Origin of the sequence: Micromonospora sp. NPDC049051 (assembly GCF_043197575.1) — a bacterium.
Taxonomy (GTDB): Bacteria; Actinomycetota; Actinomycetes; order Mycobacteriales; family Micromonosporaceae; genus Micromonospora.
Genome location: NZ_JBICTL010000003.1, coordinates 409,693 through 433,700 on the forward strand (window position 1 = coordinate 409,693; position 24,008 = coordinate 433,700).

Here is a 24,008-nt window from a genome sequence, read left to right on the forward strand (position 1 = left end):
TGAACGCCCGGGCCGGAGACGAGGTGACGCGGAAACGGGCGGTCGGTCAGGCGCGTTCGCGCCCGAGACCGCCCGCCCGGGTGTTGTGTCCGCTACGCCTCGGGGCTCTCCTGGCCCTCCAGGTCCGCCGATCCGGCCGACGTGGTGGGCTTCTTCGCCTCCTCGCTCGGGGAGGTCGGCGTCTCCGGACGGGCCGGCACCGCCTCCTCGGCCTTGTCGCCGTCGAGCAGCGCGGTCAACGCGGCCCCGGTGATGCGACGGAACGTCCGCCCCACCCGGCGCCGGTCCAGCACCGCCACCTCCAACTGGTTGGCGGCGATGGTACGGGCGGAACCGCCCTCTCCCCCGACGCTGCCGAGCGCCTGCACCGCGACCTTGACCGCCTCGCCCAGCGACATGTCCGGGCGGTGGTGCGACTTCAGCACGCCGGTGATCGCCTCGGCCTGCCCGCCCATCGCCATCCGGCCCGGCTCGTCGTTGACGGAGCCGTCGTAGGTGAGCCGGTAGAGCTCGTCGTCCTCGGCGGTGGCGCCGACCTCGGCCACGCAGATCTCCACCTCGAACGGCTTCGACTGCTCGGTGAAGATGGCACCCAGGGTCTGCGCGAACGCGTTCGCCAGGGCCCGGCCGGTGACGTCCCGCCGGTCGTAGCTCAGGCCGTTCAGGTCGGCCATCCGCACTCCCGCGCGGCGCAGGTTCTCGAACTCGTTGTAGCGGCCGACGGCGGCGAAGCCGATCCGGTCGTAGATCTCACTGACCTTGTGCAGGGCGCTGGAGAGGTTCTCGGCGACGAAGAGCACCCCGCCGGAGTAGCTCAGGACGACCGCGCTGCGGCCCCGGGCGATGCCCTTGCGGGCCAACTCGGAGCGGTCGCGCATGATCTGCTCGGGCGAGGCGTAGAACTGCATGGCCACGGCGGCGGTTCTCCTTAGGGCGCTGTGCTGACGGCTGCTGACTGGTGCGGGCGGGAGCGGATCAACCGCCCGGGTTCTCCATCCGGCCGGAGACCACGCTCTCGGCGATCGCCGACATCTCCTCGTCGGTGAGCCGGTGGGTGCCCTCCGCCGTCGCCGTCATCACCACCGGGTAGATCCGCCGGATCAGGTCCGGGCCGCCGGTCGCGGTGTCGTCGTCGGCGGCGTCGTAGAGCGCCTCGACCGAGAGCCGGACCGCCTCGTCAACCGAGAGACCCGGCTGGAAGCGCTTCTTGAGCGCGGACTTGGCGAAGAGCGAGCCGGAGCCGATCGCGTCGTAGCCGGTCTCCTCGTAGGGGCCGCCGGTGACGTCGAAGCTGAAGATGCGCCCGGCCCGCGCCGGGTCCTTCGCGGCCAGGTCGAACCCGGCGAAGAGCGGGATCACCGCGAGACCCTGCATCGCGGCGCCCAGGTTGCCGCGGATCATCGAGGCGAGGCGGTTGGCCTTGCCGTCGAGCGAGAGCATCGCGCCCTCGATCTTCTCGTAGTGCTCCAGCTCCACCTGGAACAGTCGCATCAGCTCGATGCCGATGCCCGCCGTGCCGGCGATGCCGACCAGCGAGTACGCGTCGGCCGGATGCACCTTCTCGATGTCGCGCTGGGCGATCAGGTTGCCCATGGTGGCCCGCCGGTCGCCGGCCATCACGACGCCGCCGGCGGCCGAGATCGCCACGATGGTCGTCGCGTGGGGCGCCATGTCGGCGGCCATACCCGGCGGCAGGGGCCGGCGGCCGGGCAGCATCTCGGGGGCCACCTTGCTCAGGAACGAGGTGAAGGAGGACGTCCCCGCGTTGGTGAACACATCTGGTAGACGCCCGGATGGATCAAAACCCGCTGCCACGTGGTTCCTCTCAGATATGTGATCGCCTCCGCCAGCCGCGACTGATCGTCACGGAACTGGCCGAGACCACCGTTGCAGTTGAAGCACAATATCCCGCGCACCCACCCGGTGCGATGATCGTGGTCCAGATGTTGGGGGTCCGGCGTGCCGCAGATCGCGCACACCCCGCCCCGCTCGGCCGGGAGCTCCTGGAACTCCCTGTCCCGACGCCGTAGCGCCGCCGCAGGTGGTACTCACGCGTCCCGCCGTACAGGTGTTGCCGGGACTCCCCGCCCTTGGCGTCGTGGCACGGCTCGCGGTACCGACCACGGCCGTCCCGCGCCCCGAGCGGTTCCGGGGAAGTCCTCCAGCGACTTCACCTCGGCGCACGACGGACACCGGCGGCGCCCGTCCGGCACCACGGGCAGTTGGCGCACCTCGTGTCCGTGCTGCCGTGGCGGTCGTCCCACCGCTGAGGCATACCTGAATGCCTGATTTACCCTATTCGCCCCCCTTCTGTACATAGCCGCGCACGAACTCCTCGGCGTTCTCCTCCAGGACGGAGTCGATCTCGTCGAGCAGGTCGTCGACGTCCTCGGTGATCTCGGCGTGCCGCTCGGCGACCTCCGGATTCGCCTCGGTGGTGACGTCCTCGATCTCCTCGCCCTGACGCGACTTGCCCGACTGCGACTGCCCGCCGCTGTCACGAGTGGCCATTGCTGCCTCCTCCACGATCGCCCTGCGATCAACTTACCTCGCGGAGGCGACGAAAAGCCCGTCGCGCGCCGCCTTCGGCACACGACGGGCATCCGTCGACGACGACGCCTCAGCCGCCGGTGAGGGTCTCCAGGAGGTCCTTCGCGCTGGGGCACCGATCGAAGAGCGCCCCCACGTGCTTGCGGGTGCCCCGCTCGGGCTCCATCATCGGCACCCGCACCAGCGACTCCCGGCCGACGTCGAAGATCACCGAGTCCCAGCTCGCCGCGACGACCTCCGAGGCGTACTGGGCCAGGCAGCGGCCACGGAAGTAGGCCCGGGTGTCCTCCGGCGGCTCGGTCATCGCGGTGCGGGTCTGCTCGTCGTCCAGCAGCGTCTTCATCGCGCCCCGGGAGACCAGCCGGTGGTAGAGGCCCTTCTCCGGGCGGACGTCGGAGTACTGCAGGTCGACCAGTTGGAGCTTGTGCGAACCCCAGCCGAGCTGCTCCCGCTCCCGGTAGCCCTCCAGCAGCCGCAGCTTGGCCACCCAGTCCAGCTCGTCGGCGCAGAGCATGACGTCGCGGCCCAGCCTGTCCAGCACCCGCTCCCAGCGGTCGAGCACGTCGAGGGTCTGCTCGTCGGCGTCGCTGCCGTAGCGGTCGTCCACGAAGGACCGGACCCGCTCGTAGTAGGCCCACTGCAGGTCCAGGGCGGTCAGCCGCCGCCCGTCGCGCAGCCGCATCCGGTGGGTCAGGCTCGGGTCGTGGCTGACGGCGCGCAGCTCGCTGACGGGGTCGGCGATGCCGAGGTCGGGGCCGAGCGCCTTCTCCTCGATCATCGTGAGGATCAGCGCCGTGGTGCCGACCTTGAGGTACGTGGAGATCTCCGACAGGTTGGCGTCGCCGATGATGACGTGCAGCCGGCGGTACTTGTCGGCGTCGGCGTGCGGCTCGTCGCGGGTGTTGATGATCGGCCGCTTGAGCGTGGTCTCCAGGCCGACCTCGACCTCGAAGAAGTCCGCACGTTGGGAGATCTGGAAGCCGCTCTGCCCGCCGTCCTGGCCGATGCCGACCCGGCCCGCGCCGCAGACGATCTGCCGGGTCACGAAGAACGGCGTCAGGTACGCGACGATGTCGGCGAACGGGGTCTGGCGGCGCATCAGGTAGTTCTCGTGGGCGCCGTAGCTGGCGCCCTTGTTGTCGGTGTTGTTCTTGTAGAGGTGGATCGGCTGGGTGCCGGGGATGGTGGCGGCGCGGCGGGCCGCCTCGGCCATCACCCGCTCCCCCGCCTTGTCCCAGCGCACCACGTCCAGCGGGTTGGTCACCTCCGGCGTGGAGTACTCCGGGTGGGCGTGGTCGACGTAGAGCCGCGCCCCGTTGGTGAGTATCACGTTGGCCAGCCCGAGGTCCTCGTCCGCGAGCGCCTCGGCCGGGTCGTACGCCGCGCCGGAGTAGGTGAAGCCACGCGCGTCCCGCAGCGGCGACTCCTCCTCGTAGTCCCAGCGGGCGCGGCCGCCCCGGTTGAGTTCCGGACGCGCCCCGTAGGCGTTGACCACCTGGGAGGAGGTGACCATGGGGTTGGCTCCGGCCTGTCCGGGAACGGAGATGCCGTACTCGACCTCGGTGCCCATGATCCGTCTTACGCTCATCGACCTACCCGCTTCGCTCGCCCGACCCGGTCCCCCGTCACGTCGAGCGTAGTCGGCCGTACGGCGGAAGGGGGCGCGGCGGACCGGGGCGGCGGAGCGCGGGCGGGTTCGGGCGGGACGGGACGGGGCCCGCGACGCGTCGCGTCGCGGGCCCCGTGCGGGTGTCCGTCAGAGGTACTGGCCGGTGTTGCTGGCGGTCTCGATGGACCGGCCGGCCTCCGCGCCCTTGCCGCCGGAGACGAGCGTGCGGATGTAGACGATCCGCTCGCCCTTCTTGCCGGAGATGCGGGCCCAGTCGTCGGGGTTGGTGGTGTTGGGCAGGTCCTCGTTCTCCCGGAACTCGTCGACGCAGGCGTCGAGGAGGTGCTGCAGGCGCAGGCCCTTGCGTCCGGAGGTGAGGAACTCCTTGATGGCCATCTTCTTGCCCCGGTCGACGATGTTCTGGATCATCGCGCCGGAGTTGAAGTCCTTGAAGTAGAGGACTTCCTTGTCGCCGTTGGCGTAGGTGACCTCGAGGAAGCGGTTCTCCTCGGTCTCCGAGTACATCCGCAGCACGACCGCGTCGATCATCGCCGCGACGGTGGCCTGGGGGTCGCCGCCGTGCTCCGCGAGGTCGTCCGGGTGCAGCGGCAGCCCGGAGAGGATGTACTTGGAGAAGATGTCCTTGGCCGCCTCGGCGTCCGGCCGCTCGATCTTGATCTTCACGTCGAGCCGGCCGGGGCGCAGGATCGCCGGGTCGATCATGTCTTCCCGGTTGGAGGCGCCGATGACGATGACGTTCTCCAGCCCCTCGACGCCGTCGATCTCGCTGAGCAGCTGCGGGACGATCGTGTTCTCCACGTCGGAGGAGACGCCGGAGCCGCGGGTCCGGAAGATCGAGTCCATCTCGTCGAAGAACACGATCACCGGGGTGCCCTCGCCGGCCTTCTCGCGGGCCCGCTGGAAGATCAGCCGGATGTGCCGCTCGGTCTCGCCGACGTACTTGTTGAGCAGCTCCGGGCCCTTGATGTTGAGGAAGAAGCTGGTGTGCTTCTCCTTGCCCTCCCGCTCGGCGATCTTCTTCGCCAGCGAGTTGGCCACCGCCTTGGCGATCAGCGTCTTGCCGCAGCCGGGCGGGCCGTAGAGCAGGATGCCCTTCGGCGGGCGGAGCTGGTGCTCGCGGAACAGGTCGGCGTGCAGGAAGGGCAGTTCCACCGCGTCGCGGATCTGCTCGATCTGCGAGTGGAGGCCACCGATGTCGGTGTAGTCGACGTCGGGCACCTCCTCCAGGACCAGTTCCTCGACCTCGCTCTTCGGGATCCGCTCGTACGCGTACGCCGAGCGGGGCTCGATCATGAGCGAGTCGCCGGCCCGGATCGGCGAACCGATCAGGGTGTCGGCGAGGTGCACGATGCGCTCCTCGTCGGAGTGCGAGACCACCAGGGCCCGGTCGCCCGGGCTGCCGTCGGGACCCGCGAGGATCTCCTTGAGCATCGCCACCTCGCCGACCCGCTCGAAGCCGAACGCGTCGACGATGTTGAGCGCGTCGTTGAGCAGGACCTCCTGGCCGCGCCGTAGCTCGGCGACGTCCAGCGAGGGCGAGACGGCGACGCGGAGCTTGCGTCCGCCGGTGAAGACGTCCACCGTGCCGTCGTCGTGCCGCGCGAGGAAGACTCCGTAACCACTCGGCGGTTGCGCGAGGCGGTCGATCTCCTCCTTGAGCGTCACGATCTGCGCGCGAGCCTCCTTGAGGGTGCTCACGAGCCGGTCGTTGTTCTCGGTCAGCCGCGCCAACTGTGCCTGGGTGGCCGCCAGCCGCTCTTCGAGCTGCCGGACGTGTCGGGGGCTTTCGGTCAACTTGCGCCGCACCAGAGCGAGTTCCTCTTGAAGGAACGCGACCTGCGTGGAGAGATCGTGGGCCTCCTTCTCCCACCGTGCGGCGCGCGAGTCCGCGTCGTCGCTGCGTGCCACGTCCCACCTCCCCGGGGGGCTTGAACGTTCTGCCCTAACACTAGCCGCTATGAGGCCGATTCGGTCCCACGCAACGCCCTCGTCACCGAACCTTGATCGCGAAGGGTGGCCCCGGGGGCCGGTCCGGGCGTTCGGGTACCGTCGGTGCGTGGGACGGGAGAACATGGGGGGTGCGCCGTGGCAGAGGTCGTGACGGATCAGCTACAGGTCTGGGTTGACCAGGATCTCTGCACGGGCGACGGGCTCTGCGTGCAGTACGCGCCCGAGGTCTTCGAGTTCGACGTCGACGGGCTCGCCTACGTCAAGGGCCCCGACGGCGACCTGCGGATGGCGCCGGGCAGCCGGGTGGACGTGCCGGAGCACCTGCGCCTCGAGGTGATCGACTCGGCGAAGGAGTGCCCGGGCGAGTGCATCCACGTGGTGCGCGGCAGCGACGGCGTCGAGGTGGCCGGCCCGGAGGCCGAGGAGGACTGAGCGCCGCTCGTCCTCCCGCGCCTGCGGGCACGGGAGGACACCGCGGGCCGGCGCACCGACCGGCCCGCGCTTCAGCGGCCGGGCGTCCGGCTCAGAGCAGCGGGCGGCCGACCACCGAGGCGACCAGGCGGGCGAACTCCTCCAGCCGGGCGATCTGCCCGGCGCCGCCGTCGTCGAGGGTCTTGCCGAAGCGCAGCGCGTCGTGCCGGGGCGCGCCCACGGCCTCGTCGCTGGGCGGCGCCTCGTCCAGCGAGGTGAGCAGCAGGTAGACGTCGATGCTGTCGACCCGGATCCCGCCGTCGTCGGTACGGGTCAACCGGCGCCGGCAGCCGACCTCGGTCACCGTGGAGACCGGCACCACCCGCAGCGACGAGGTCATCGAGCCCGGTGGCCCCTCCTCCGGCGGCACGTCCTCGCCGTGCCAGAGGACGAGACGGCTGCCGTCGCAGACCACGACCTCCTGCCACACCCCGTTGACCTCGTTGACGAAGCGTTCCAGGGTGAAGCCGAGCACCGACGCGCCGCGCAGCACCCCGCCGAGCGCCTCCAACGCGACGTCGGGGTCGCGCAGGTACGCCCGGGCCGCCGATTCGAGGTCGGTGTAGGGCGACCAGTCCGGGAACACCGCCGGCAGGTCGCCCCCACCGAAGCCGGGCCGGCTCATTGCACCTCCCCGTGCCCGGCCCGCCGGCGCGCGCCGACGGGCAGGATCCGTCCGTTCACTCCTCGCCGCCCCGCTGCGCCGTCACGGCCGTTCCGCGTCCTCGGCCGCCGACTGCGCCGCCGCGGCGGCAGCCGCCTGCCTGGCGGCCTCGGCCTCGCGCAGCGCCTGGCGGCGTTCGGCGTACGCCTCGGCGCCCTTGCTGGGTTTGCGCCGCCGTGGCGGTGCGGTGACGCCGGGGGCGAGCTTACGCGCGGACACGAGGAACGCGGTGTGCGCGATCATGCGGTGGTCGGGTCGCACGGCCAGGCCCTCGGCGTGCCAGTCGCGCACCAGCGACTCCCAGGCCCGCGGCTCGGTCCAGCCGCCGCGCTCGCGCAGCGCCTCGACCAGCTCGGACAGCTGCGGGGTGGTGGCCACGTAACCGATGAACACGCCGCCGGGCACCAGGGCCCGCTCGACCATGTCGAGGGTCTCCCACGGCGTGAGCATGTCGAGGATGATCCGGTCGAAGCCGGTCTCGGTGCAGCCGGCGACGTCGCCGACGTGCAGGTGCCACGCGGGGTGCGGACCGTTGAAGAACGCCTCGACGTTGCGCCGGGCGATCTGGGCGAAGTCGTCGCGGACCTCGAACGAGTGCAGTTCGCCGCCCGTGCCGACCGCGCGCAGCAGCGAGCAGGACAGCGCGCCGGAGCCGGCGCCGGCCTCCAGGACCTTGGCGCCGGGGAAGATGTCGCCCATGGCGACGATCTGGGCGGAGTCCTTCGGGTAGATCACCTGGGCGCCGCGCGGCATGGAGAGCACGTAGTCCGACAGCAGCGGCCGCAGCGCCAGGAACGCGGTGCCGCCGCCGGTGGTGGTGACCACGCTGCCGTCCGGCAGGCCGATCAGCGCGTCGTGCTCCAGGATGCCGCGGTGGGTGTGGAACGCCTTGCCCGGCTCCAGGGTGACCGTGTGCATCCGCCCCTTGGGGTCGGTCAGCTGCACCCGGTCGCCGGGCCGGAACGGGCCGCGGTGGACGGGGGGCAGCGCCGGGGTGTCGGCGGGCACGCCGATGCCCGGTTCGGCCGGGGCGGCGGGGGGAGTTGCGGTCACGTGTTCATCTTCCGTTGAGGTTCGAGGAGCTGAGCCAGATCCGCGATGTGCAGAATGCCGACGACATCTTCGCCTGAGGTAACTACGTACTGCGCGCCCGGGTGGGTCTGCACGGTCTCCATCACGCGTTCCCCGTCGAGCCCCACCGGCATCGTGGGCAGGTCGGGCAGGGACCGGGCCACCGTGTCGACGGCCAGCCACGGGCGGCGTTCCGCGGGCACGGCCTCCGCCGCGGCCGGGTCGACCAGGGCGACCGGCCGTCCGGCGGTGTCGGTGACGACGAGGGCGGCGCCGGGGGCGTTCCCGTCGGCGCGCCGGCGGTACGCCTCGGCCAGCGGGGTGCCGGTGGGCACGGCGAACACGGGCCGGGCCAGCCGGGACAGGTCGATCAGCGGGAAGCGACGGCTGATCCGGGCCATCCGGATCGACTGCCCGGCGCCGCGCCACAGGGTGAACGCGACGAGCAGCATCAGCGGCAGCGCCAGCGGCGCCAGGTCGCGGGTGAACGTGAGCAGGGCGACCAGCGAGGCGGTGCCGACGGCGACGGCGCGTCCCACCCAGCCGGCGACCTCGGTGCCGCGGTGACGGTCACGGGTCACCGCCCAGACCGCCGCCCGCAGCGCCCGGCCGCCGTCGAGCGGCAGGCCGGGCAGGATGTTGAACAGCGCGACGATGACGTTGCTCACCGCCAGCTGGAACGCGAGCTGGTTGGCCAGGGTGCGGTCGGGCAGGGCGAGGGTGGCGGCCACCGCGAGCGCACCGAGCACGGCGGAGACGGCCGGGCCGGCGAGCGACACCAGCAGGTCGATGCGGGGCGTCGGGGCGTCGCGGTCCATCTCGGTGTAGCCGCCGAGCAGTTCCAGGGTGATCCCGCGCACACCGATGCCGTAGCGGCGGGCGGTGAGGGCGTGGCCGAGCTCGTGCAGGAGTACGGAGCCGAGCAGGGAGACCACGAAGCCGAACCCGATCAGGTAGCCGGCGAGCTGGGACAGGTCGAGCTGGCGGCGGGCGAACTCGGCGTACAGCACGGTCACCAGCAGGGTGAGCAGCACCATCGAGCCGTTGAGGTGCAGCGGCACCCCGAACACCCGGCCCACGGTGAGGCCGGCCCGCGCGTCGGGCCGGCGGCGCGGTCGACTCGTCTGCTCCATCGGATCGATGCTACGCGGCGGAGATCATGCGTCGACGCGGCGACGGGATCATGACACCGACGCGGCGCGCGGATCTTGCGCCGGTGCGGCGGCGGGGTGCTGTCACACCGGTGCCCTAACCTTCCGGGCATGACGGCGCAACCGGTTACCACGCAGCAGTCCTCGACCCCGGCCGGGATCCCGGCGACGGTGCGGGCCTCGCTGTCGCCGTCGCGGGCGGCGGATTTCAAGACCTGCCCGTTGCTCTACCGGTTCCGCAGCATCGACCGGCTGCCGGAGCGGCCGACCGTCGAGCAGGCCCGGGGCACGCTGGTGCACGCGGTGCTGGAACGGCTGTTCGACCTGCCGGCCACCGGGCGCACCCCGACGGCGGCGGGCGATCTGGTGGCCCCGCAGTGGGACCGGCTGGTCACCGAGCAGCCGGAGCTGGCGGCGCTGTTCGCCGACGGCGACGCCGCGGCGGCGGCGGAGTTCCTGCGTTCCGCCGCCGGGCTGTTGGAGGGCTACTTCGCCGTGGAGGACCCGCGCCGGCTGGAGCCGGCCGAGCGGGAGAGCCTGATCTCGGCGGTGGTCGACGAGGAGCTGCTGATCCGGGGCTACGTCGACCGGCTCGACGTGGCGCCCGACGGGGCGCTGCGGGTGGTCGACTACAAGACCGGCGGCGCACCGCGGGAGGCGTTCGAGGCCCGGGCGCTGTTCCAGCTGAAGTTCTACGCGCTGGTGCTCTGGCGCACCCGGGGCGTGGTGCCCCGGGTGCTGCGGCTGCTCTACCTCAAGGACGCGGAGGTCTGCGACTACGCGCCGGACGCCGACGAGTTGCTGCGCTTCGAGCGCACCGTGGTGGCCCTGTGGCGGGCGATCGAGCAGGCGACCGCCCGGCAGGACTTCCGCCCCCGGCCGAGCCGGCTCTGCGACTGGTGCAGCCACCAGGCGCTCTGCCCGACCTTCGGGGGCACGCCGCCGCCGTTTCCGACCCTGGCGGCGCCGGATCCGCTGCATGACGCCCGGTCCCGCCCGACTCCCCCGGGCGCCGACGAGTGACCGGATGGCCGGCATCTGGGCGGTCAGCGCGCTGACCGAGCGGGAACCGGACGTGCTCGCGCGAGTGGCCCGGGGCGTGCGACGCCGGGACCGTCCGGGCGCCGTGGGCCAGCGAGGCCATCGTCAGGGCCCGCCTCGGGCGCGTGCTGACGAGGCCGGGCTGCGCGACCGGGTGCGGGCCGTGGCGCTGGCGTACGAGTCGGGACCGCTCCGCCCAGAGGCATAGCGCCTCGTCGCCGCCGGCGTACGCGGGGATGCGCGTGGCACGGCGGCGCGTTGTCGCCGTCACCTACCGTGACCAGAGGGGTCGTCGCGTGGTTGACCCTGACGCGGCGTCACTGTGCAGGATCGGTCCGGGCCGACGGGCATGCTCCCGGGCGACGCCTCCTCAGGGGCAACCCTGAGCCGGCATTGGGGGGCACCCGCAGCGCGAAATCCGCCATGGCTCCGACCGGAGTCGGACGGATCGTGGCCGGCAGGCACAGATGATGGTTCTGCCGCGCCGACCAGCGGGGGCGGTGCGGACGAAGACAGACGGAAGAGGTAGATGACGTGACCGCGACGGTAGGCCGGCAGGCGCAGGCCGCGGCCCGGGCAAACGACGTGTGGAAGGTGTACGGCAGCGGCGAGGCGCAGGTCGTCGCGCTGCGGGGGGTCAGCGCCGAGTTCGAGCGGGGCCGGTTCACGGCGATCATGGGGCCGTCGGGCTCGGGCAAGTCGACGTTGATGCACTGCCTCGCGGGCCTGGACTCGGTGACCCGCGGCACGGTCTCGATCGGCGACACGGACGTCACCGGCCTCGGCGACTCGGGCCTGACGAAGCTGCGCCGCGACAAGGTCGGCTTCATCTTCCAGCAGTTCAACCTGCTGCCGACGCTGACGGCCAAGGAGAACATCCTGCTGCCGCTGTCGATCGCCGGGCGCAAGCCGGATCCGGACTGGTACGACACGGTGATCGCCACGGTCGGGCTGCGCGACCGGCTGGACCACCGCCCGGCGCAGCTCTCCGGGGGCCAGCAGCAGCGGGTGGCCTGCGCCCGCGCGCTGGTCGCCCGGCCCGAGGTGATCTTCGCCGACGAGCCGACCGGCAACCTGGACTCGCGCGCCGGTGCGGAGGTGCTGAACTTCCTGCGCGACTCGGTACGCGAGCACGGGCAGACCATCGTGATGGTCACCCACGACCCGACCGCCGCCGCGTACGCCGACCGGGTGGTCTTCCTCGCCGACGGGGAGATCGTCTCCGAGCTGATCGAGCCGACCGCCGACACGGTGCTGGACACCATGAAGAAGCTGGACACTCCGGCCGAGGCGGGGCGCTGATGTTCCGCGCGACCCTCAAGAGCCTGCTCGCGCGCAAGGTCCGGCTGATCCTCTCCGGCCTGGCCGTGGTGCTGGGTGTCATGTTCGTCTCCGGCGCGTTCGTGCTCACCGACACCCTCGGCCGCTCGTTCGACGCGATCTTCGCCGACGCGTACGAGGGGGTGGACGTCAACGTCGCCGGCACGCCGAAGATCGACGTCGGCGAGGCGGAGGGCATGCAGGTGGCCACGCCGGTGCCGGCGACCGTCCTCGACAAGGTCCGGACGGTGCCCGGCGTGGCCGAGGCCACCGGTGTGGTCGGCGTCGACGGGGCGCGGCTGATCGGCGCCAACGGCAAGGCGGTCGCCTCGTTCGGGCCGCCCCAGCTGGGCGAGAACTGGACCGGCGAGAGCGACCTGGTCCGGTTGCGCGAGGGGCGGGCCCCGCAGGCCGACGACGAGATCGTCATCAACAGGGCGCTCGCGGCGGCCGGCAAGGTGAAGGTCGGCGACCGGGTCGGCGTGCTGACCCTCCAGCCGAAGCAGGAGTTCACCATCGTCGGCGTGTTCGGCTACAGCGGTGGGCGGGACTCCATCGGTGGCGCCAACGAGATCATGTTCACGACGCCGGTCGCGCAGCGGCTGATGCTCGGCGCGCCGGACACCTTCAGCAACATCTCGGTCACCGCCGCCGACGGGGTGTCGGACGAGGCGCTGCGCGATGCGGTGGCCGCCGCCGTGGGCAGCGGCTTCGAGGTCAAGACCGGTACGCAGCTGTCGGAGGAGGCGGCGGCCAGCCTGAAGGAGGGCCTGTCCTTCTTCAACCGGATCCTGCTCGGCTTCGCGGCGGTGGCGCTGCTGGTGGGCACCTTCCTGATCCTCAACACCTTCTCGATCATCGTGGCGCAGCGCACCCGGGAACTGGCGCTGATGCGCGCCGTGGGGGCCAGCGGCCGGCAGATCATCGGCTCGGTGGTGCTGGAGGCCGTCGCGGTGGGGCTGGTCGCCTCGGTGCTGGGTCTCGGTGCGGGCGTCGGCATCGGCGCGCTGCTGGCGTACCTGTTCAGCACGTTCGCCGGCGGGCTGACCCTGGCCGGGATCGGCGTGCCGCTGTCCGCCGTGGTCGGCGCGTTCTCCGTCGGCCTCGTGATCACGGTGGTGGCGGCGCTGCTGCCGGCGCTGCGGGCCTCGCGGATCCCGCCGATCGCGGCGATGCAGGACGTGGCGACGCCCGACCGCCCGCTGACCAGGGTCACCGTGGCCGGTTCGATCGTCACCGCCGTGGGCGGCGGGCTGCTGGCGCTGGGGCTCACCGGCAACGCCGGGGGCAACACCCTGGCCACCATCCTCGGCGGGGTGCTGTTCGCCTTCATCGGCGTGGCCCTGCTGACGCCGCTGATCAGCCGGCCGGTGGTGGGTCTGCTCGGTGCGGTCTTCGCCTGGTCGGTGCCGGGCAAGCTGGGCCGGCTCAACTCCGGGCGCAACCCGCGCCGCACCGCCATCACGGCCGCCGCGCTGATGGTCGGCATCGCCCTGGTCACCGGGGTGACGGTGATCCTGGACTCGGCGAAGAGCAGCATCAGCGGCCTCGCCCAGGACAGCGTGAAGGCGGAGCTGGTGATCGCCGGGGCGCAGAGCGGCCCCCGGCCGCCGAGCTTCGACCCGGCGGTGCTGGAGAAGGCCGCCGCGATCCCCGGGGTACGCATGGTCGACGGCGAGTACGGCGACCTGGCGATGGTCGGTGGCCAGCGCACGTGGGTGGCGGCGAGCAGTGACGTCGCCGCGCTGCGGCAGATCTTCGGGGCCGAGCGCACCGCAGGCGACATCGACCGGCTGGCGCCGGACGGGATGCTGGTCAGCTCGGACACCGCGACGGCCCGTGGCCTCTCCGTGGGTTCCAAGGTGCCGGTGCAGACGTCCCGGGGCGAGGCGCGGACCTACACCGTGACCGGCATCTACGCCAGCTCCCAGCTGACCAACCCGGTGGTGCTGCCGGCGGAGGCGGCGCGCGGCTTCACCATCCCGCAGCCGATCCAGGGCTTCATCCAGCTGGCGCCGGGCACGCCGGTGGCCGACGTGCAGCCGCAGATCGAGGCGCTGCTGGCCGACTCCCCCGAGGTGTCGGTGGCCGACCTGGGGACGTTCATCGAGCAGCAGACCGGTCAGCTGGACGGGCTGCTCAGGATGATCCAGATCCTGCTGGCGCTGGCCATCGTGATCGCCGTACTCGGCATCGTCAACACCCTCGCGCTGTCGGTGCTGGAGCGCACCCGGGAGCTGGGGCTGCTGCGGGCCATCGGTCTGCGCCGGGCGCAGACCATGCGGATGATCACCGTGGAGGCGGTGGTGATCTCGGTGTTCGGCGCGCTGCTCGGTGTCGTCGTCGGCGCCGGTCTCGGTGCGGCCGTGGTCGAGGCGCTGCGGGACGAGGGCATCACCGACCTGGTGCTGCCCTGGACCCAAATGGGGATCTTCCTCGGCCTCGCCGCGATCATCGGAGTGGTCGCGGCGGCGCTGCCGGCGGTGCGGGCCGCCCGGATCAACGTGCTCGGCGCCATCGCCCACGACTGATCCCGCCGCACGACGAGGGGCCCGCCGGTCGGCGGGCCCCTCGTCGCCTCAGGCGTCCGGCGGCGGGGCGCCGAGCAGGGCCGCCAGCAGTTCCAGGTCCGCGCCGGTCAGGCTCTCCAGCTGGTGTACGCCGTCGAGTGGCCCGATGGGCACCTCCGCCGGTACGGCCAGCACCGCCGCGCCGGCGGCGAGCGCGCTGGCAACCCCCGTCGGCGAGTCCTCGATCGCCACACAGCGGGCGATCGGCACGCCGAGCAGCCGGGCGGCGGTCAGGTAGGGCTCCGGGTGCGGCTTGGCCGCCTCGACCTCGTCGCCGCAGACGATCGCGTCGAAGCTGTCGCGTCCGAGGGTGTCCAGCGCCACCTCCACCAGTGGCCGGCCGCTGGAGGTCACCAGCGCGGTCGGGATGCCCGCCGTGCGGACCGCGCGTAGCAGGTTCAGCGCGCCGGGGCGCCAGCGCAGCCCGGTGCGGAACAGCTCCAGGATCCGGGCGTCGATCCACGCCGCGCTGGCCCGGGGGTCGCGCCCCGGCTGGCCCAGGTCGTCGTGCAGGATGCGCATCGACGCGGCCATGCTGGAGCCGACCATCGCCCGGCGGGCGGTAGCGGAGAGGGTGCCGCCGTACTCCGCCGCCAGCTCGTGCAGCGCGACGTCCCACAGCTTCTCACTGTCGACCAGGGTGCCGTCCATGTCGAAGAGCACGGCGGCGGGATGGTGACTGCTCAGGAGATCCTCCTCAGGTGGCGTACCCCGAGATCCTCTCAGCCGCGACACCGCCGCGGGGGTGCAGGTGCCGCCGGGGTGACCTGGCCGACGGGTTGCGGGCGGCGGCGAGACTGGGGAACCGCCCGGCCGCCGACCCGGCGGCCCGCCACCCGGAGGTCGCCATGCGCGCCCGATCCCTGCTCGCCCGGTCCACCGTGGTCCTGCTCGCCGCGACCGTCGCGCTCTGGCCGGCGGCCCCGGCCGCCGCGGCGAGCCTGCCGCTGGAGCGGTGCTACGACCAGGAGACTCCCCAGTACGCCGACGCCCAGTCGTGGTCCGCGCCGGGCAACAGGCACACCGTGTGGCCGGACCCGGAGGGCATCCTCGACCGGGACGTGTTCCAGGTGAGCGCCCACGGCCGGATCCGGATCGACCACTGGGGCACGCAGAAGTCGATCGCCGGGGAACTGCCGCCCGCCGGCAGCGACTGGCCGGCGCCGGGCGCCCCCCGCTACGCGCTGATCGCCAAGGTCACCGCGGGGACCATGCTGATGCTGGACAGCGGCCTGTCCTACGGGCCGGGCCGCTGGTTCCCGGTCGGCGCGGACAGCGGCTGCATGCTCTACTTCCACGCCGGCCTGGCCCCACAGCTGATCTTCTCGTTCAACGACCCGAACCTCGGCGACAACGGCGGCGGCGCGTCGGTGCTGGTCAGGCAGTGGTGGGACTAGCTCCGGGCCCGACGGTCGGCGCCTGGGCCTACGGTCAGCGCAGGCCGCAGGCGCCCAGAGACCGTTCGTAGCCACGGAAGAACGACTCCGTACGCTGCTCGGCGGTGCCGTGCGAGCCTTCGGCGAACCACGGCTGGCCGGGGTCGTCACCCACGGCGAGCAGCCCCTCGCGGAACTCCTCCAGGTCGCCGTCGTCGAGCCGGAGTGCCTTCGACCGCACCGAGTCGCCGAGGTACGCACCGGCCATGCAGTCGGCCTGCAGTTCCTGCTCGATGGTGTAGGAGTAGCGGATGCCGAGGCGGGCCTGGATGCCGTGCGCGTACTCGTGGCCGAGCAGGTAGAACACGAAAGCGTCGCCGACCTGGCGGAACGCGCGCACCGACCAGTTCACGTCGTAGGCGATGAAGTCGCCGGCCGAGCAGTAGACGGCGTTGTTGCGCGGCAGCGCCTGCCCGCCGCAGGACACCTCGCCGGCGCGCTGGTACGGGATGATCCGCCGGATCGGCTGGAACCGCTGTCCGGAGGCCTGGAACTGGGCGGCCCAGTACCGCTCGGCGATGGCCTGCGCGTCGGTGACGTCCTGCTGGAACTCCTCGACGCTGGTGGTGCCGTCGGCCCGGGTCTGCGCGGCGTCGGGCGAGGACGGGGCGTCGGAGCGCTGCGGGGCGGGCTCGCGTCCCTCGGGTCCGGACGTCCCGCCGACCACGCACCCGGCCGCCACGACGAGGGCCACCAGCAGGCCGGCCAGGGGGCTTCTCGACCGGTGTCCCACGCGCGTCGTCACAGTGCCCTCCCCGGCGTCGGCGTTGCCGTCCAGTACCCCGACGCCGGATCGGTCATGCCCGGCACGACCGCCGGCGCCCGGCCCCCGGCGGGCGCGGCCCGCCGGCGGTCATCGTCCGGTGGGTACGGCGTCGACGCGGTGACCGGTCAGGGGCTGGCGGCGAGGAAGACGAAGGCGGCGAGCAGCACCAGGTGCACGCCACCCTGGAGCACGGTGGCCCGCCCCGGCACCACGGTCAGCACGCCGGTGACGACCGTGAGCGCGAGCAGGGTCACCTGGGTGCCGCCCAGGCCGAGCAGCAGCGGGCCCTCCAGCCAGATCGAGGCGACCGTGATCGCCGGGATGGTCAGCCCGATGCTGGCCATCGCCGAGCCCAGGGCCAGGTTCAGGCTGATCTGCACCCGGTCCCGGAGGGCGGCCCGGGCGGCGGCGATCGTCTCGGGCAGCAGCACCAGCAGCGCGATGACCACCCCGACGAACGACGGGGGCAGGTTGGCCACGGCGACGGCGGACTCGATCGCCGGGGACACCGACTTGGCGTCGCCGACCACGGCGACCAGCGCCACCAGCAGCAGGCCGAGGCTGAGCAGGGCGGCCCGGTTCGACGGCGGTTCGGCGTGCTCCTGCGTGTCGAGCGCCCGCCCGTGGCTGTTGACGGGCAGGAAGTAGTCGCGGTGGCGGCCGGTCTGCACCATGACGAACAGGCCGTAGAGGGCCAGCGAGACCACGGCGGCGAAGGCGAGCTGTGCCGGGGTGAACTGCGGGCCCGGTCGGCTGGTGGTGAAGGTCGGCACCACGAGGCTCAGTGCGGCGAGGGTGGTCACGGTGGCCAGCGCCCCGCCGGTGCCCTCGGAGTTGAACACCGCCACGCGGCGGCGCAGCGCTCCGAGCAGCAACGACAACCCGAGGATGCCGTTGCACGTGATCATGGCGGCGGCGAAGACGGTGTCGCGAGCGAGGGACTGCGTCTTCTCCCCGCCGCTGATCATGAGCGTGACGATCAGGGCGACCTCGATGACGGTGACCGCCACGGCGAGCACGAGCGAGCCGTACGGCTCCCCCACCTTGTGGGCCACCACCTCGGCGTGGTGCACGGCGGCCAGCACCGCGCCCGCCAGCAGCAGTGCCACCACCACGACGACGGCGCCGGACAGGTCGCGGTCCCACGTCATGACCAGCACCAGGACCGCCAGCAGCGGGACGAGAACGGTCCAGTCGGTCAGACGTGAGCGGAACAGCGCGGTCATGCCCCAACCATCCCAGAACGGACGATCTACCGAGTGCAGACGGGCGGGACCGGGTACGGGCCGGGGCGCCGCCACGGCGTGCGCCTGCGCGCCGACCGGACTTCCGGGCGTGGCCGGCGCCGACCCCCTCGCCGGCGGGCGACGCCGGCCCCGGCGGAGTCAGACCGGCGCGGGTTCAGCGCGCCGACTGGGCGCCGAGTTCGACGAGGAGGACGCCGCCGGCGATGAGGCCGATGCCGAGCATCATGACCTTGGTGAGGGGGTCGTCGAAGGCGAGCCGCGCGACGATCGCGGTCAGCGCGATGCCGGCCGCGGCCCACACGCCGTAGGCGACGCCGACGGCCATCCCGTTGCGCAGGGCCAGGCTGAGGAAGACGAAGCAGGTCACGTAGCCGCCGACGACGACGGGTGCCCACGCCTTCCGGCGCAGGCCCTCGGAGGCGCGCAGCGCCATGGTGGCCGTGACCTCGAACGCGATCGCGGCGGCGAGGAAGACCCAGCTCATCGGGCCCCCTCCGGCTCGTGGCGCACGTCGTGCGGGACGGCGGGGGCCGGTTCGGCCCGGTGGGAGCCGAGTTCGACGAGCAGGACGCCGGCGACGATGACGGCGAAGCCGAGGCCCATCACCCACGTGAGCGCGTCGCCGAACAGCAGCGCGGCCAGCAACGCGGTGAGGACGACGCCGCTGGCGGCCCAGATGCCGTAGGCCACGCCGATCGGCATGCCCGCACGCAGGACCAGCGAGATGAAGACGAACGAGAGGGTGTAGCCGACGACGACCAGCGCGATCCACGCGGCATGGTCGTTGGCCGCGCGCAACGCCAGGGTTCCGCTCACCTCCAGGCTGATGGCGCCGGCAAGGTACAGCCACTGCTTCACAGGTCATCGCCTTCCGCGATCAGGTCTCCGGTGGGTGCGCCGAGCGTGTCACGGTCTCGGGGGTCGGTGGTTGCCCCGACCGTGTCGAATGCGCCGAAACGTCGCCCGGCGCGCGGCCCCTGTCTCCACGATGGGGACAAAGGTCGGCTCGGAACTGAGAGGGTGGTGCGGCATGAGGCGTCGACGGAGCAGGAGGGTGCCGCTGTTGCAGGCGGCAGCGATCTCCCTGGCAGCGGCACTGGCGGCGGCGGCCGTCGTACGGGCGCGGCGGCGCGGCGCCGGGCGGGACGCGGCGAGCGGTGACCTTCCCGCCCTGCGCAACGGCGCCTTCGCCGCCCCGGGCACGGGCGGGATGCCGGCCCCCGGCGGTGCGCCCGGCCGGGCCGAGCAGACGGCGTCACCGGCGGCCGCGGCGCGGTGAGGACGGGCTGCGCCGCCGGGCGCGCGGGCAGGCACGGCGCCGGCCCGACGTGACCAGGCGGCGCCCGCCCGGCCCGCGCACCGCCACCGGCCACGACACCCGCGCCGGCTGCCGTCGCTGAACGGGAACGACCACCGCTGATCCGTACCCGGCCGGACAGGCACGGCGCGCACGCGCTCTTCCCGGGCCGGGCGTGCCGTTTCGGGACGCGCCCCGCCCTCGTCGACGGGCGCGGGATGCGCCGGCGCCCGCGCGGTGCGTACAGTTTCGGGTCGGACCTGGCGTGGGCCGGGAGGATCCGGCACGGAAACGGGACGAGACAGCGACGGCATGGCGGCGGACAACATCACGGAAACCAGGCACGACGGCATCGACCAGGGCCAGCTGGAGATCTGTCTCCGCGTCTTCGAGGCGCTGGAGGACCTGCCTTCCGATCACCCCGACGTGGTGCGCGTGCAGCGGGCCACGGCGAGGCTCTACAAGGTGATCAAACAGCGGCGGCGCGAGGAGCGGCGCGACGCCATCGCGGCGGCCGACCGTGCGGTGACGGCGGCCACCGCCACCGGCGCCCCGGGCCGCATCGACGACGAGACCCAGGGGATCCCGCTCGCCTCCCCCACCGAGGGCTCCACGGCCGGCTTCCTGCACAACCCGCGCGGCTGCTACGTCTGCAAGCAGCGCTACCGGGAGGTGGACGCCTTCTACCACCAGCTCTGCCCGCCCTGCGCCGCGCTCAACCGGGAGCGCCGCGACGCCCGTACCGACCTGACCGGGCGGCGGGCGCTGCTCACCGGCGGCCGGGCGAAGATCGGCATGTACATCGCGCTGCGGCTGCTGCGCGACGGCGCGCACACCACGGTGACCACGCGTTTCCCGCACGACGCGGTACGCCGGTTCGCGGCGATGCCCGACAGCGCGGACTGGCTGCACCGCCTGCGGGTCGTCGGGATCGACCTGCGCGACCCCGCCCAGGTGATCGCGCTCGCCGACTCGGTCAGCGCCCAGGGGCCCCTCGACATCCTGATCAACAACGCGGCGCAGACCGTGCGGCGCAGCCCCGGGGCGTACGCGCAGCTCGTCGCCGCCGAGGCGGCGGCGCTGCCGGACGGCCCCCTGCCGGAGATCGTCACGTTCGCCAAGCCGGCCGGCGGCGACCCGGCGGCCAGCCTGACCGCCTCGCCGCAGTCGACCCCGCTCACCCCGCACGCACTCACCGCGCTCGCGCTGACCAGCGGATCCGCCTCGCCGGAGCGGATCGCGGCGGCCACCGCCATCGACGCCGGCGGTCTGGTGCCGGACCTCGACCCGGTCAACAGCTGGGTGCAGCGGGTGCACGAGGTCGACCCGGTGGAGCTGCTGGAAGTGCAGCTGTGCAATGTGACGGCGCCGTTCGTCCTGGTCAGCCGGCTGCGACCGGCGATGGCCGCGGCGCCGGCCCGCCGCAAGTACGTGGTGAACGTGTCGGCGATGGAGGGCCAGTTCGGCCGCGGCTACAAGGGGCCGGGGCACCCGCACACCAACATGGCCAAGGCCGCGCTGAACATGCTGACGCGTACCAGCGCCCAGGAGATGCTGACCGACGGCATCCTGATGACCAGCGTCGACACCGGTTGGATCACCGACGAGCGCCCCCACCCGACGAAGATGCGGCTGGCGGACGCGGGCTTCCACGCCCCGCTGGACCTGGTCGACGGCGCGGCCCGGGTGTACGACCCGATCGTCCGTGGTGAGCAGGGCGAGGACCTGTACGGCTGTTTCCTGAAGGACTACGCGCCCTGCGCCTGGTGACCGGCGCGTTCACCAATCCTTCACTATTGCCAACCTTCGATGCGTATGTAAAAGTTCTTCACTGACTTCAGCCTCGTGCAAGAAATCCTTCGAGGGAGCCAGGATGAGAACGACCACCGCATGGCTGATGGGCCTCGCGACCACAGTGGGGCTCACCATCACGTTCGGATCGGCGGCCGTCGCCGAGCCGACGACGGACACCCAGCCACAGTCCGTGGCGGTGTCGGCCGTCGGTCCGCAGCCCGGCACCTTTGTCGGCAAGGGCTTCGACACCTGCACGGCCCCGTCGCAGTCGGCGATGAACGCGTGGCGCGCCAGCTCGCCGTACCGCGCGGTGGGCATCTACATCAGCGGCGCGAGCCGGACCTGCGCGCAGCCCAACCTGACGGCGACCTGGGTCACCAACCAGGTCGCCAACGGCTGGCGGCTCATCCCCATCGAACTCGGCTACCAGGCGCCCTGCGGCAGCCGCGCGCCGAAGATGTCCGCCGACCCCGCCACCGCGCGGTCGCAGGGACGCACCGCCGCCGACAGCGCCGCCAGCGCCGCGCAGGCGCTGGGCATCGGTGCCGGCAGCACCATCTACAACGACATCGAGCACTACCCGACGACGGCGGCGTGCCGCGCCGCGGTGCTGTCGTTCCTGTCCGGGTGGGTCGAGCGGTTGCACACCAAGGGCTACCTGGCCGGCATGTACTCCAGCGGGTCCTCGGGCATCAGGGACGTCTGCCTGGAGTACAACAACGCGAGCTACACCAGGCTGGACCAGATCTGGATCGCCTGGTGGAACGGCGTGGCCGACACCGACGCCGGTGACTACTGCTCCGACGCCTACTACGCGAACCACCAGCGGCTGCACCAGTACGCCGGGGACGTGACGGAGACCTGGGGCGGCGTGACGATGAAGATCGACCGCAACTACCTGGACGTGAGCACCTCCCAGCAGCCGCCGCCGGCGCAGTGGAGCACCATCGTCGACAACACCACGTCGGGCCGGTTCACGGCGAGCACCAACTGGAGCACGTCGGCGTACTCCAGCCAGCGCTACGGCACGGACTACCGGTACGCGAACCCGACCTCGGCCAGCGACGTCGCCTGGTACAAGGCGGCCGTCCCGGAGACCGGAACCTACGAGGTCTCGGTCTGGTACCCCGCCGACGCCGGATACAACGACCGGACGCCCTTCATCGTCGCCACCACCTCGGGCAACCAGTCGGTGACGGTCGACCAGCGCGCCAACGGCGGGCGGTGGGTGTCGATCGGTGTGTTCACCCTCGCGGCCGGCGACGGCAACAAGGTCGGGGTGAGCCGCTGGACCAGCGGCAGCGGCTACGTGGTCGCCGACGCGGTACGGATCACCCGCGCCTGACGGTCAACGCGGCCGGTCCGGGTAGTTCCCGCCCAGCTCGATCTCGGCCCGTACGGCGAACTCGCGCAGCGTGGCGATCGCCTCGCCGGGCCCGCCGGTGGCCTGCACCATCGCCGACTGGGCCAGGATGATCAGCGCCTCGACCGCCTCCTGCGGACGGGGGTTGACCAGGGCCGCCACCTGGACCATGTCGTCGTCGAAGTAGGCCAGCAGGATCCGGCTCGCCAGCCCGATGGTCCGGGCGGTGTCCGCCGACAGGTCGCCCGTGTCGCCTGGCGTCACGTACCGTTCCTTCCCGCAGGATCCCGCTCTCCCGGCGGGACACGGCCAGCCGCTGCGAGACGGCCACGCCCGTGCGGCGTCCTCCACTCTGCACGGGCCGCGCCACCCGCCCGGCGGCCCCCACCCGTTCGGGCGGGTGGGGGCCGCCGCACCGCGCGGCGGAGGCACGGCTGTCGGGACGGGACGGACCGCCCGGTCGACCGCCGGGGCGAGCTGAACCGGACGGCGGAGAAGAAATCGATTCCCCGGCATATAGGATCTCAGGGCCAACCACTCTCGGATGGCGGGCCGCGACGGACGGTGTGCTCGGGCGGCCGGCTCCGGGGGTCCGCCGCGGAACCGGGCGCACGACACCGACAGGGGACGCCACATGACGACCATCTACGACGTGGCGCGGATGGCCGAGGTGTCGGCGTCGACGGTGTCCCGGGTGCTCAACGGGCACGCGTCGGTGGATCCGGACCTGGCGGCGCGGGTGCGCCAGGCGATGCTCGACCTGGACTACCGGCCCAACGCGGTGGCCCGCAGCCTGCGTCGGCAGCGCACCAGCCTCTGGGCGGTGATCATCTCCGATATCGGCAACCCGTTCTTCACCGCACTGGTGCGTGGCATCGAGGACGTGGCGCAGGAGGCCGGCTTCTCGGTGGTCCTCTGCAACGGCGACGAGGATCCGGACAAGGAGACCCGCTACGTGACGGCGGCCCTGGCCGAACGGATGGCGGGCGTGATCATCTCGACGTCGGGGCGACCCGCTCTGATCAACCGGCTCACGGAGGCGGGCATGCCGGTCGTGGCCATCGACCGGCAGCCCCACGGGGTGACCGTGGACACGGTGCTCGTGGACAACGTCCACGGCGCCGAGACGGCCACCGCCCACCTCGTCGAGGGCGGCTACCGCCGGATCGCCTGCATCACGGGACCGCGTCGGATCTCCACGGCCGTGCAGCGGCTACGCGGCTACCAGCAGGCGCTGCGCGCGGCCGGCCGGAGCGTGCCGGAGGAGATGGTCCGGTACGCCGACTTCCGGGAGGACGGCGGTTACCGGGCCATGGCGTCCCTGCTGAGCGCGGCCGAGCCGCCGGACGCCGTCTTCGTCACCAACAACCTGATGACGGTGGGCGCGGTGGAGTGCCTCGTCGACAGGGGTGTCGCCGTGCCCGACCAGTGCGGCGTGGTGGGCTTCGACGACATCCCCTGGGCTCACCTGGTACGGCCCTCGCTGAGCACCGTCGCGCAGCCCACGTACGACCTGGGGCGGGCCGCGGCGTCGCTGCTCACCGAGCGGATCGCCAACCCGGCGCGGGCCTCCTCGACCGTCACCCTGCGCACGGCCCTGCGGGTACGCGAGAGTTCGGTGCGGCCCCTGCCCCGCCCCGCCGGCCAACCGACCGACGGCCGGGGCCGGCCGGCGCGGGCCCGGTGA

24 protein-coding genes are annotated in these 24,008 nt (G+C 72.5%); 9 read left to right on the forward strand and 15 right to left on the reverse strand.

The window, feature by feature from the left end; all coding sequences use genetic code 11:
• Window positions 1–92: 92 nt before the first annotated feature.
• The 6 genes from prcA to arc all read right to left on the reverse strand — a co-directional run bounded on the left by prcA (window position 93) and on the right by arc (window position 6,088).
• The gene (prcA, locus tag ACGFIR_RS14095; protein WP_393007898.1) at window positions 93–914 is read right to left on the reverse strand and encodes a proteasome subunit alpha; all 822 of its coding nucleotides are present in this window, start codon (window positions 912–914) and stop codon (window positions 93–95) included.
• 61 nt (window positions 915–975) lie between these two features.
• A complete protein-coding gene (gene prcB, locus ACGFIR_RS14100; protein WP_393007900.1) occupies window positions 976–1,815 on the reverse strand; it encodes a proteasome subunit beta in 840 nt (279 codons plus the stop codon).
• Window positions 1,734–1,979, reverse strand: coding sequence for an endonuclease VII domain-containing protein (locus ACGFIR_RS14105; protein ID WP_393007902.1), 246 nt, complete (start codon window positions 1,977–1,979; stop codon window positions 1,734–1,736). The genes prcB and ACGFIR_RS14105 overlap by 82 nt, the downstream gene beginning before the upstream one ends.
• A gap of 316 nt (window positions 1,980–2,295) precedes the next feature.
• Entirely contained in the window at window positions 2,296–2,511 is a 216-nt protein-coding gene (locus ACGFIR_RS14110) for a ubiquitin-like protein Pup (RefSeq protein ID WP_088993750.1), read from the reverse strand.
• A 109-nt stretch (window positions 2,512–2,620) separates the two neighbouring features.
• A complete protein-coding gene (gene dop, locus ACGFIR_RS14115; protein WP_393007904.1) occupies window positions 2,621–4,138 on the reverse strand; it encodes a depupylase/deamidase Dop in 1,518 nt (505 codons plus the stop codon).
• 168 nt (window positions 4,139–4,306) lie between these two features.
• A complete protein-coding gene (gene arc, locus ACGFIR_RS14120; RefSeq protein ID WP_121398236.1) occupies window positions 4,307–6,088 on the reverse strand; it encodes a proteasome ATPase in 1,782 nt (593 codons plus the stop codon).
• 177 nt (window positions 6,089–6,265) lie between these two features.
• On the opposite strand from arc, the gene ACGFIR_RS14125 reads away from it, so the two are divergent.
• The gene (locus ACGFIR_RS14125; protein ID WP_393007906.1) at window positions 6,266–6,562 is read left to right on the forward strand and encodes a ferredoxin; all 297 of its coding nucleotides are present in this window, start codon (window positions 6,266–6,268) and stop codon (window positions 6,560–6,562) included.
• Window positions 6,563–6,653: 91 nt separating this feature from the next.
• Here the strand turns inward: ACGFIR_RS14125 and ACGFIR_RS14130 are convergent, their stop codons facing one another.
• From ACGFIR_RS14130 to ACGFIR_RS14140, 3 genes are all read right to left on the reverse strand, one after another.
• Complete coding sequence (locus ACGFIR_RS14130) at window positions 6,654–7,226, reverse strand: hypothetical protein (RefSeq protein WP_393007908.1); 573 nt, start codon at window positions 7,224–7,226, stop codon at window positions 6,654–6,656.
• An 81-nt stretch (window positions 7,227–7,307) separates the two neighbouring features.
• Window positions 7,308–8,318, reverse strand: a complete 1,011-nt coding sequence (locus tag ACGFIR_RS14135) for a tRNA (adenine-N1)-methyltransferase (RefSeq protein ID WP_393007910.1) — start codon at window positions 8,316–8,318, stop codon at window positions 7,308–7,310.
• Window positions 8,315–9,406, reverse strand: a complete 1,092-nt coding sequence (locus tag ACGFIR_RS14140; RefSeq protein ID WP_393007972.1) for a M50 family metallopeptidase — start codon at window positions 9,404–9,406, stop codon at window positions 8,315–8,317. Before ACGFIR_RS14140 ends, ACGFIR_RS14135 begins: the two co-directional genes overlap by 4 nt.
• Before the next feature lie 192 nt (window positions 9,407–9,598).
• Between ACGFIR_RS14140 and ACGFIR_RS14145 the strand changes: the two genes are divergently transcribed.
• From ACGFIR_RS14145 to ACGFIR_RS14155, 3 genes are all read left to right on the forward strand, one after another.
• Entirely contained in the window at window positions 9,599–10,510 is a 912-nt protein-coding gene (locus ACGFIR_RS14145) for a RecB family exonuclease (RefSeq protein WP_393145167.1), read from the forward strand.
• Window positions 10,511–11,062: 552 nt separating this feature from the next.
• Complete coding sequence (locus ACGFIR_RS14150) at window positions 11,063–11,830, forward strand: ABC transporter ATP-binding protein (RefSeq protein WP_393007914.1); 768 nt, start codon at window positions 11,063–11,065, stop codon at window positions 11,828–11,830.
• The gene (locus tag ACGFIR_RS14155) at window positions 11,830–14,379 is read left to right on the forward strand and encodes an ABC transporter permease (protein WP_393145169.1); all 2,550 of its coding nucleotides are present in this window, start codon (window positions 11,830–11,832) and stop codon (window positions 14,377–14,379) included. Before ACGFIR_RS14150 ends, ACGFIR_RS14155 begins: the two co-directional genes overlap by 1 nt.
• 48 nt (window positions 14,380–14,427) lie before the next feature.
• On the opposite strand, the gene ACGFIR_RS14160 is transcribed toward ACGFIR_RS14155, so the two are convergent.
• The gene (locus ACGFIR_RS14160) at window positions 14,428–15,081 is read right to left on the reverse strand and encodes an HAD family hydrolase (RefSeq protein ID WP_393145171.1); all 654 of its coding nucleotides are present in this window, start codon (window positions 15,079–15,081) and stop codon (window positions 14,428–14,430) included.
• 185 nt (window positions 15,082–15,266) lie between these two features.
• On the opposite strand from ACGFIR_RS14160, the gene ACGFIR_RS14165 reads away from it, so the two are divergent.
• Entirely contained in the window at window positions 15,267–15,815 is a 549-nt protein-coding gene (locus tag ACGFIR_RS14165; RefSeq protein ID WP_393145173.1) for a hypothetical protein, read from the forward strand.
• Window positions 15,816–15,849: 34 nt separating this feature from the next.
• On the opposite strand, the gene ACGFIR_RS14170 is transcribed toward ACGFIR_RS14165, so the two are convergent.
• The 4 genes from ACGFIR_RS14170 to ACGFIR_RS14185 all read right to left on the reverse strand — a co-directional run bounded on the left by ACGFIR_RS14170 (window position 15,850) and on the right by ACGFIR_RS14185 (window position 18,725).
• Window positions 15,850–16,632, reverse strand: a complete 783-nt coding sequence (locus ACGFIR_RS14170; RefSeq protein ID WP_393007974.1) for a neutral zinc metallopeptidase — start codon at window positions 16,630–16,632, stop codon at window positions 15,850–15,852.
• Window positions 16,633–16,745: 113 nt separating this feature from the next.
• The gene (locus ACGFIR_RS14175) at window positions 16,746–17,846 is read right to left on the reverse strand and encodes a calcium:proton antiporter (RefSeq protein WP_393007922.1); all 1,101 of its coding nucleotides are present in this window, start codon (window positions 17,844–17,846) and stop codon (window positions 16,746–16,748) included.
• Window positions 17,847–18,021: 175 nt separating this feature from the next.
• On the reverse strand, window positions 18,022–18,351 hold the full coding sequence (locus ACGFIR_RS14180) for a DMT family transporter (RefSeq protein WP_393007924.1): 330 nt from the start codon (window positions 18,349–18,351) through the stop codon (window positions 18,022–18,024).
• Entirely contained in the window at window positions 18,348–18,725 is a 378-nt protein-coding gene (locus tag ACGFIR_RS14185) for a DMT family transporter (protein ID WP_393145175.1), read from the reverse strand. The genes ACGFIR_RS14180 and ACGFIR_RS14185 overlap by 4 nt, the downstream gene beginning before the upstream one ends.
• A gap of 172 nt (window positions 18,726–18,897) precedes the next feature.
• On the opposite strand from ACGFIR_RS14185, the gene ACGFIR_RS14190 reads away from it, so the two are divergent.
• From ACGFIR_RS14190 to ACGFIR_RS14200, 3 genes are all read left to right on the forward strand, one after another.
• Entirely contained in the window at window positions 18,898–19,146 is a 249-nt protein-coding gene (locus ACGFIR_RS14190) for a hypothetical protein (RefSeq protein ID WP_393007928.1), read from the forward strand.
• Between the two features lie 330 nt (window positions 19,147–19,476).
• Entirely contained in the window at window positions 19,477–20,934 is a 1,458-nt protein-coding gene (locus tag ACGFIR_RS14195) for an SDR family NAD(P)-dependent oxidoreductase (protein ID WP_393145177.1), read from the forward strand.
• Window positions 20,935–21,037: 103 nt separating this feature from the next.
• Window positions 21,038–22,303: a glycoside hydrolase domain-containing protein gene (locus ACGFIR_RS14200; RefSeq protein ID WP_393007932.1), complete on the forward strand. Its 1,266-nt coding sequence runs from the start codon at window positions 21,038–21,040 to the stop codon at window positions 22,301–22,303.
• A gap of 3 nt (window positions 22,304–22,306) precedes the next feature.
• Here the strand turns inward: ACGFIR_RS14200 and ACGFIR_RS14205 are convergent, their stop codons facing one another.
• Entirely contained in the window at window positions 22,307–22,585 is a 279-nt protein-coding gene (locus ACGFIR_RS14205) for a hypothetical protein (protein ID WP_393007934.1), read from the reverse strand.
• Window positions 22,586–22,955: 370 nt separating this feature from the next.
• Here ACGFIR_RS14205 and ACGFIR_RS14210 point away from each other — a divergent pair, with 370 nt between their 5' ends.
• Window positions 22,956–24,008: a LacI family DNA-binding transcriptional regulator gene (locus ACGFIR_RS14210; protein WP_393007936.1), complete on the forward strand. Its 1,053-nt coding sequence runs from the start codon at window positions 22,956–22,958 to the stop codon at window positions 24,006–24,008.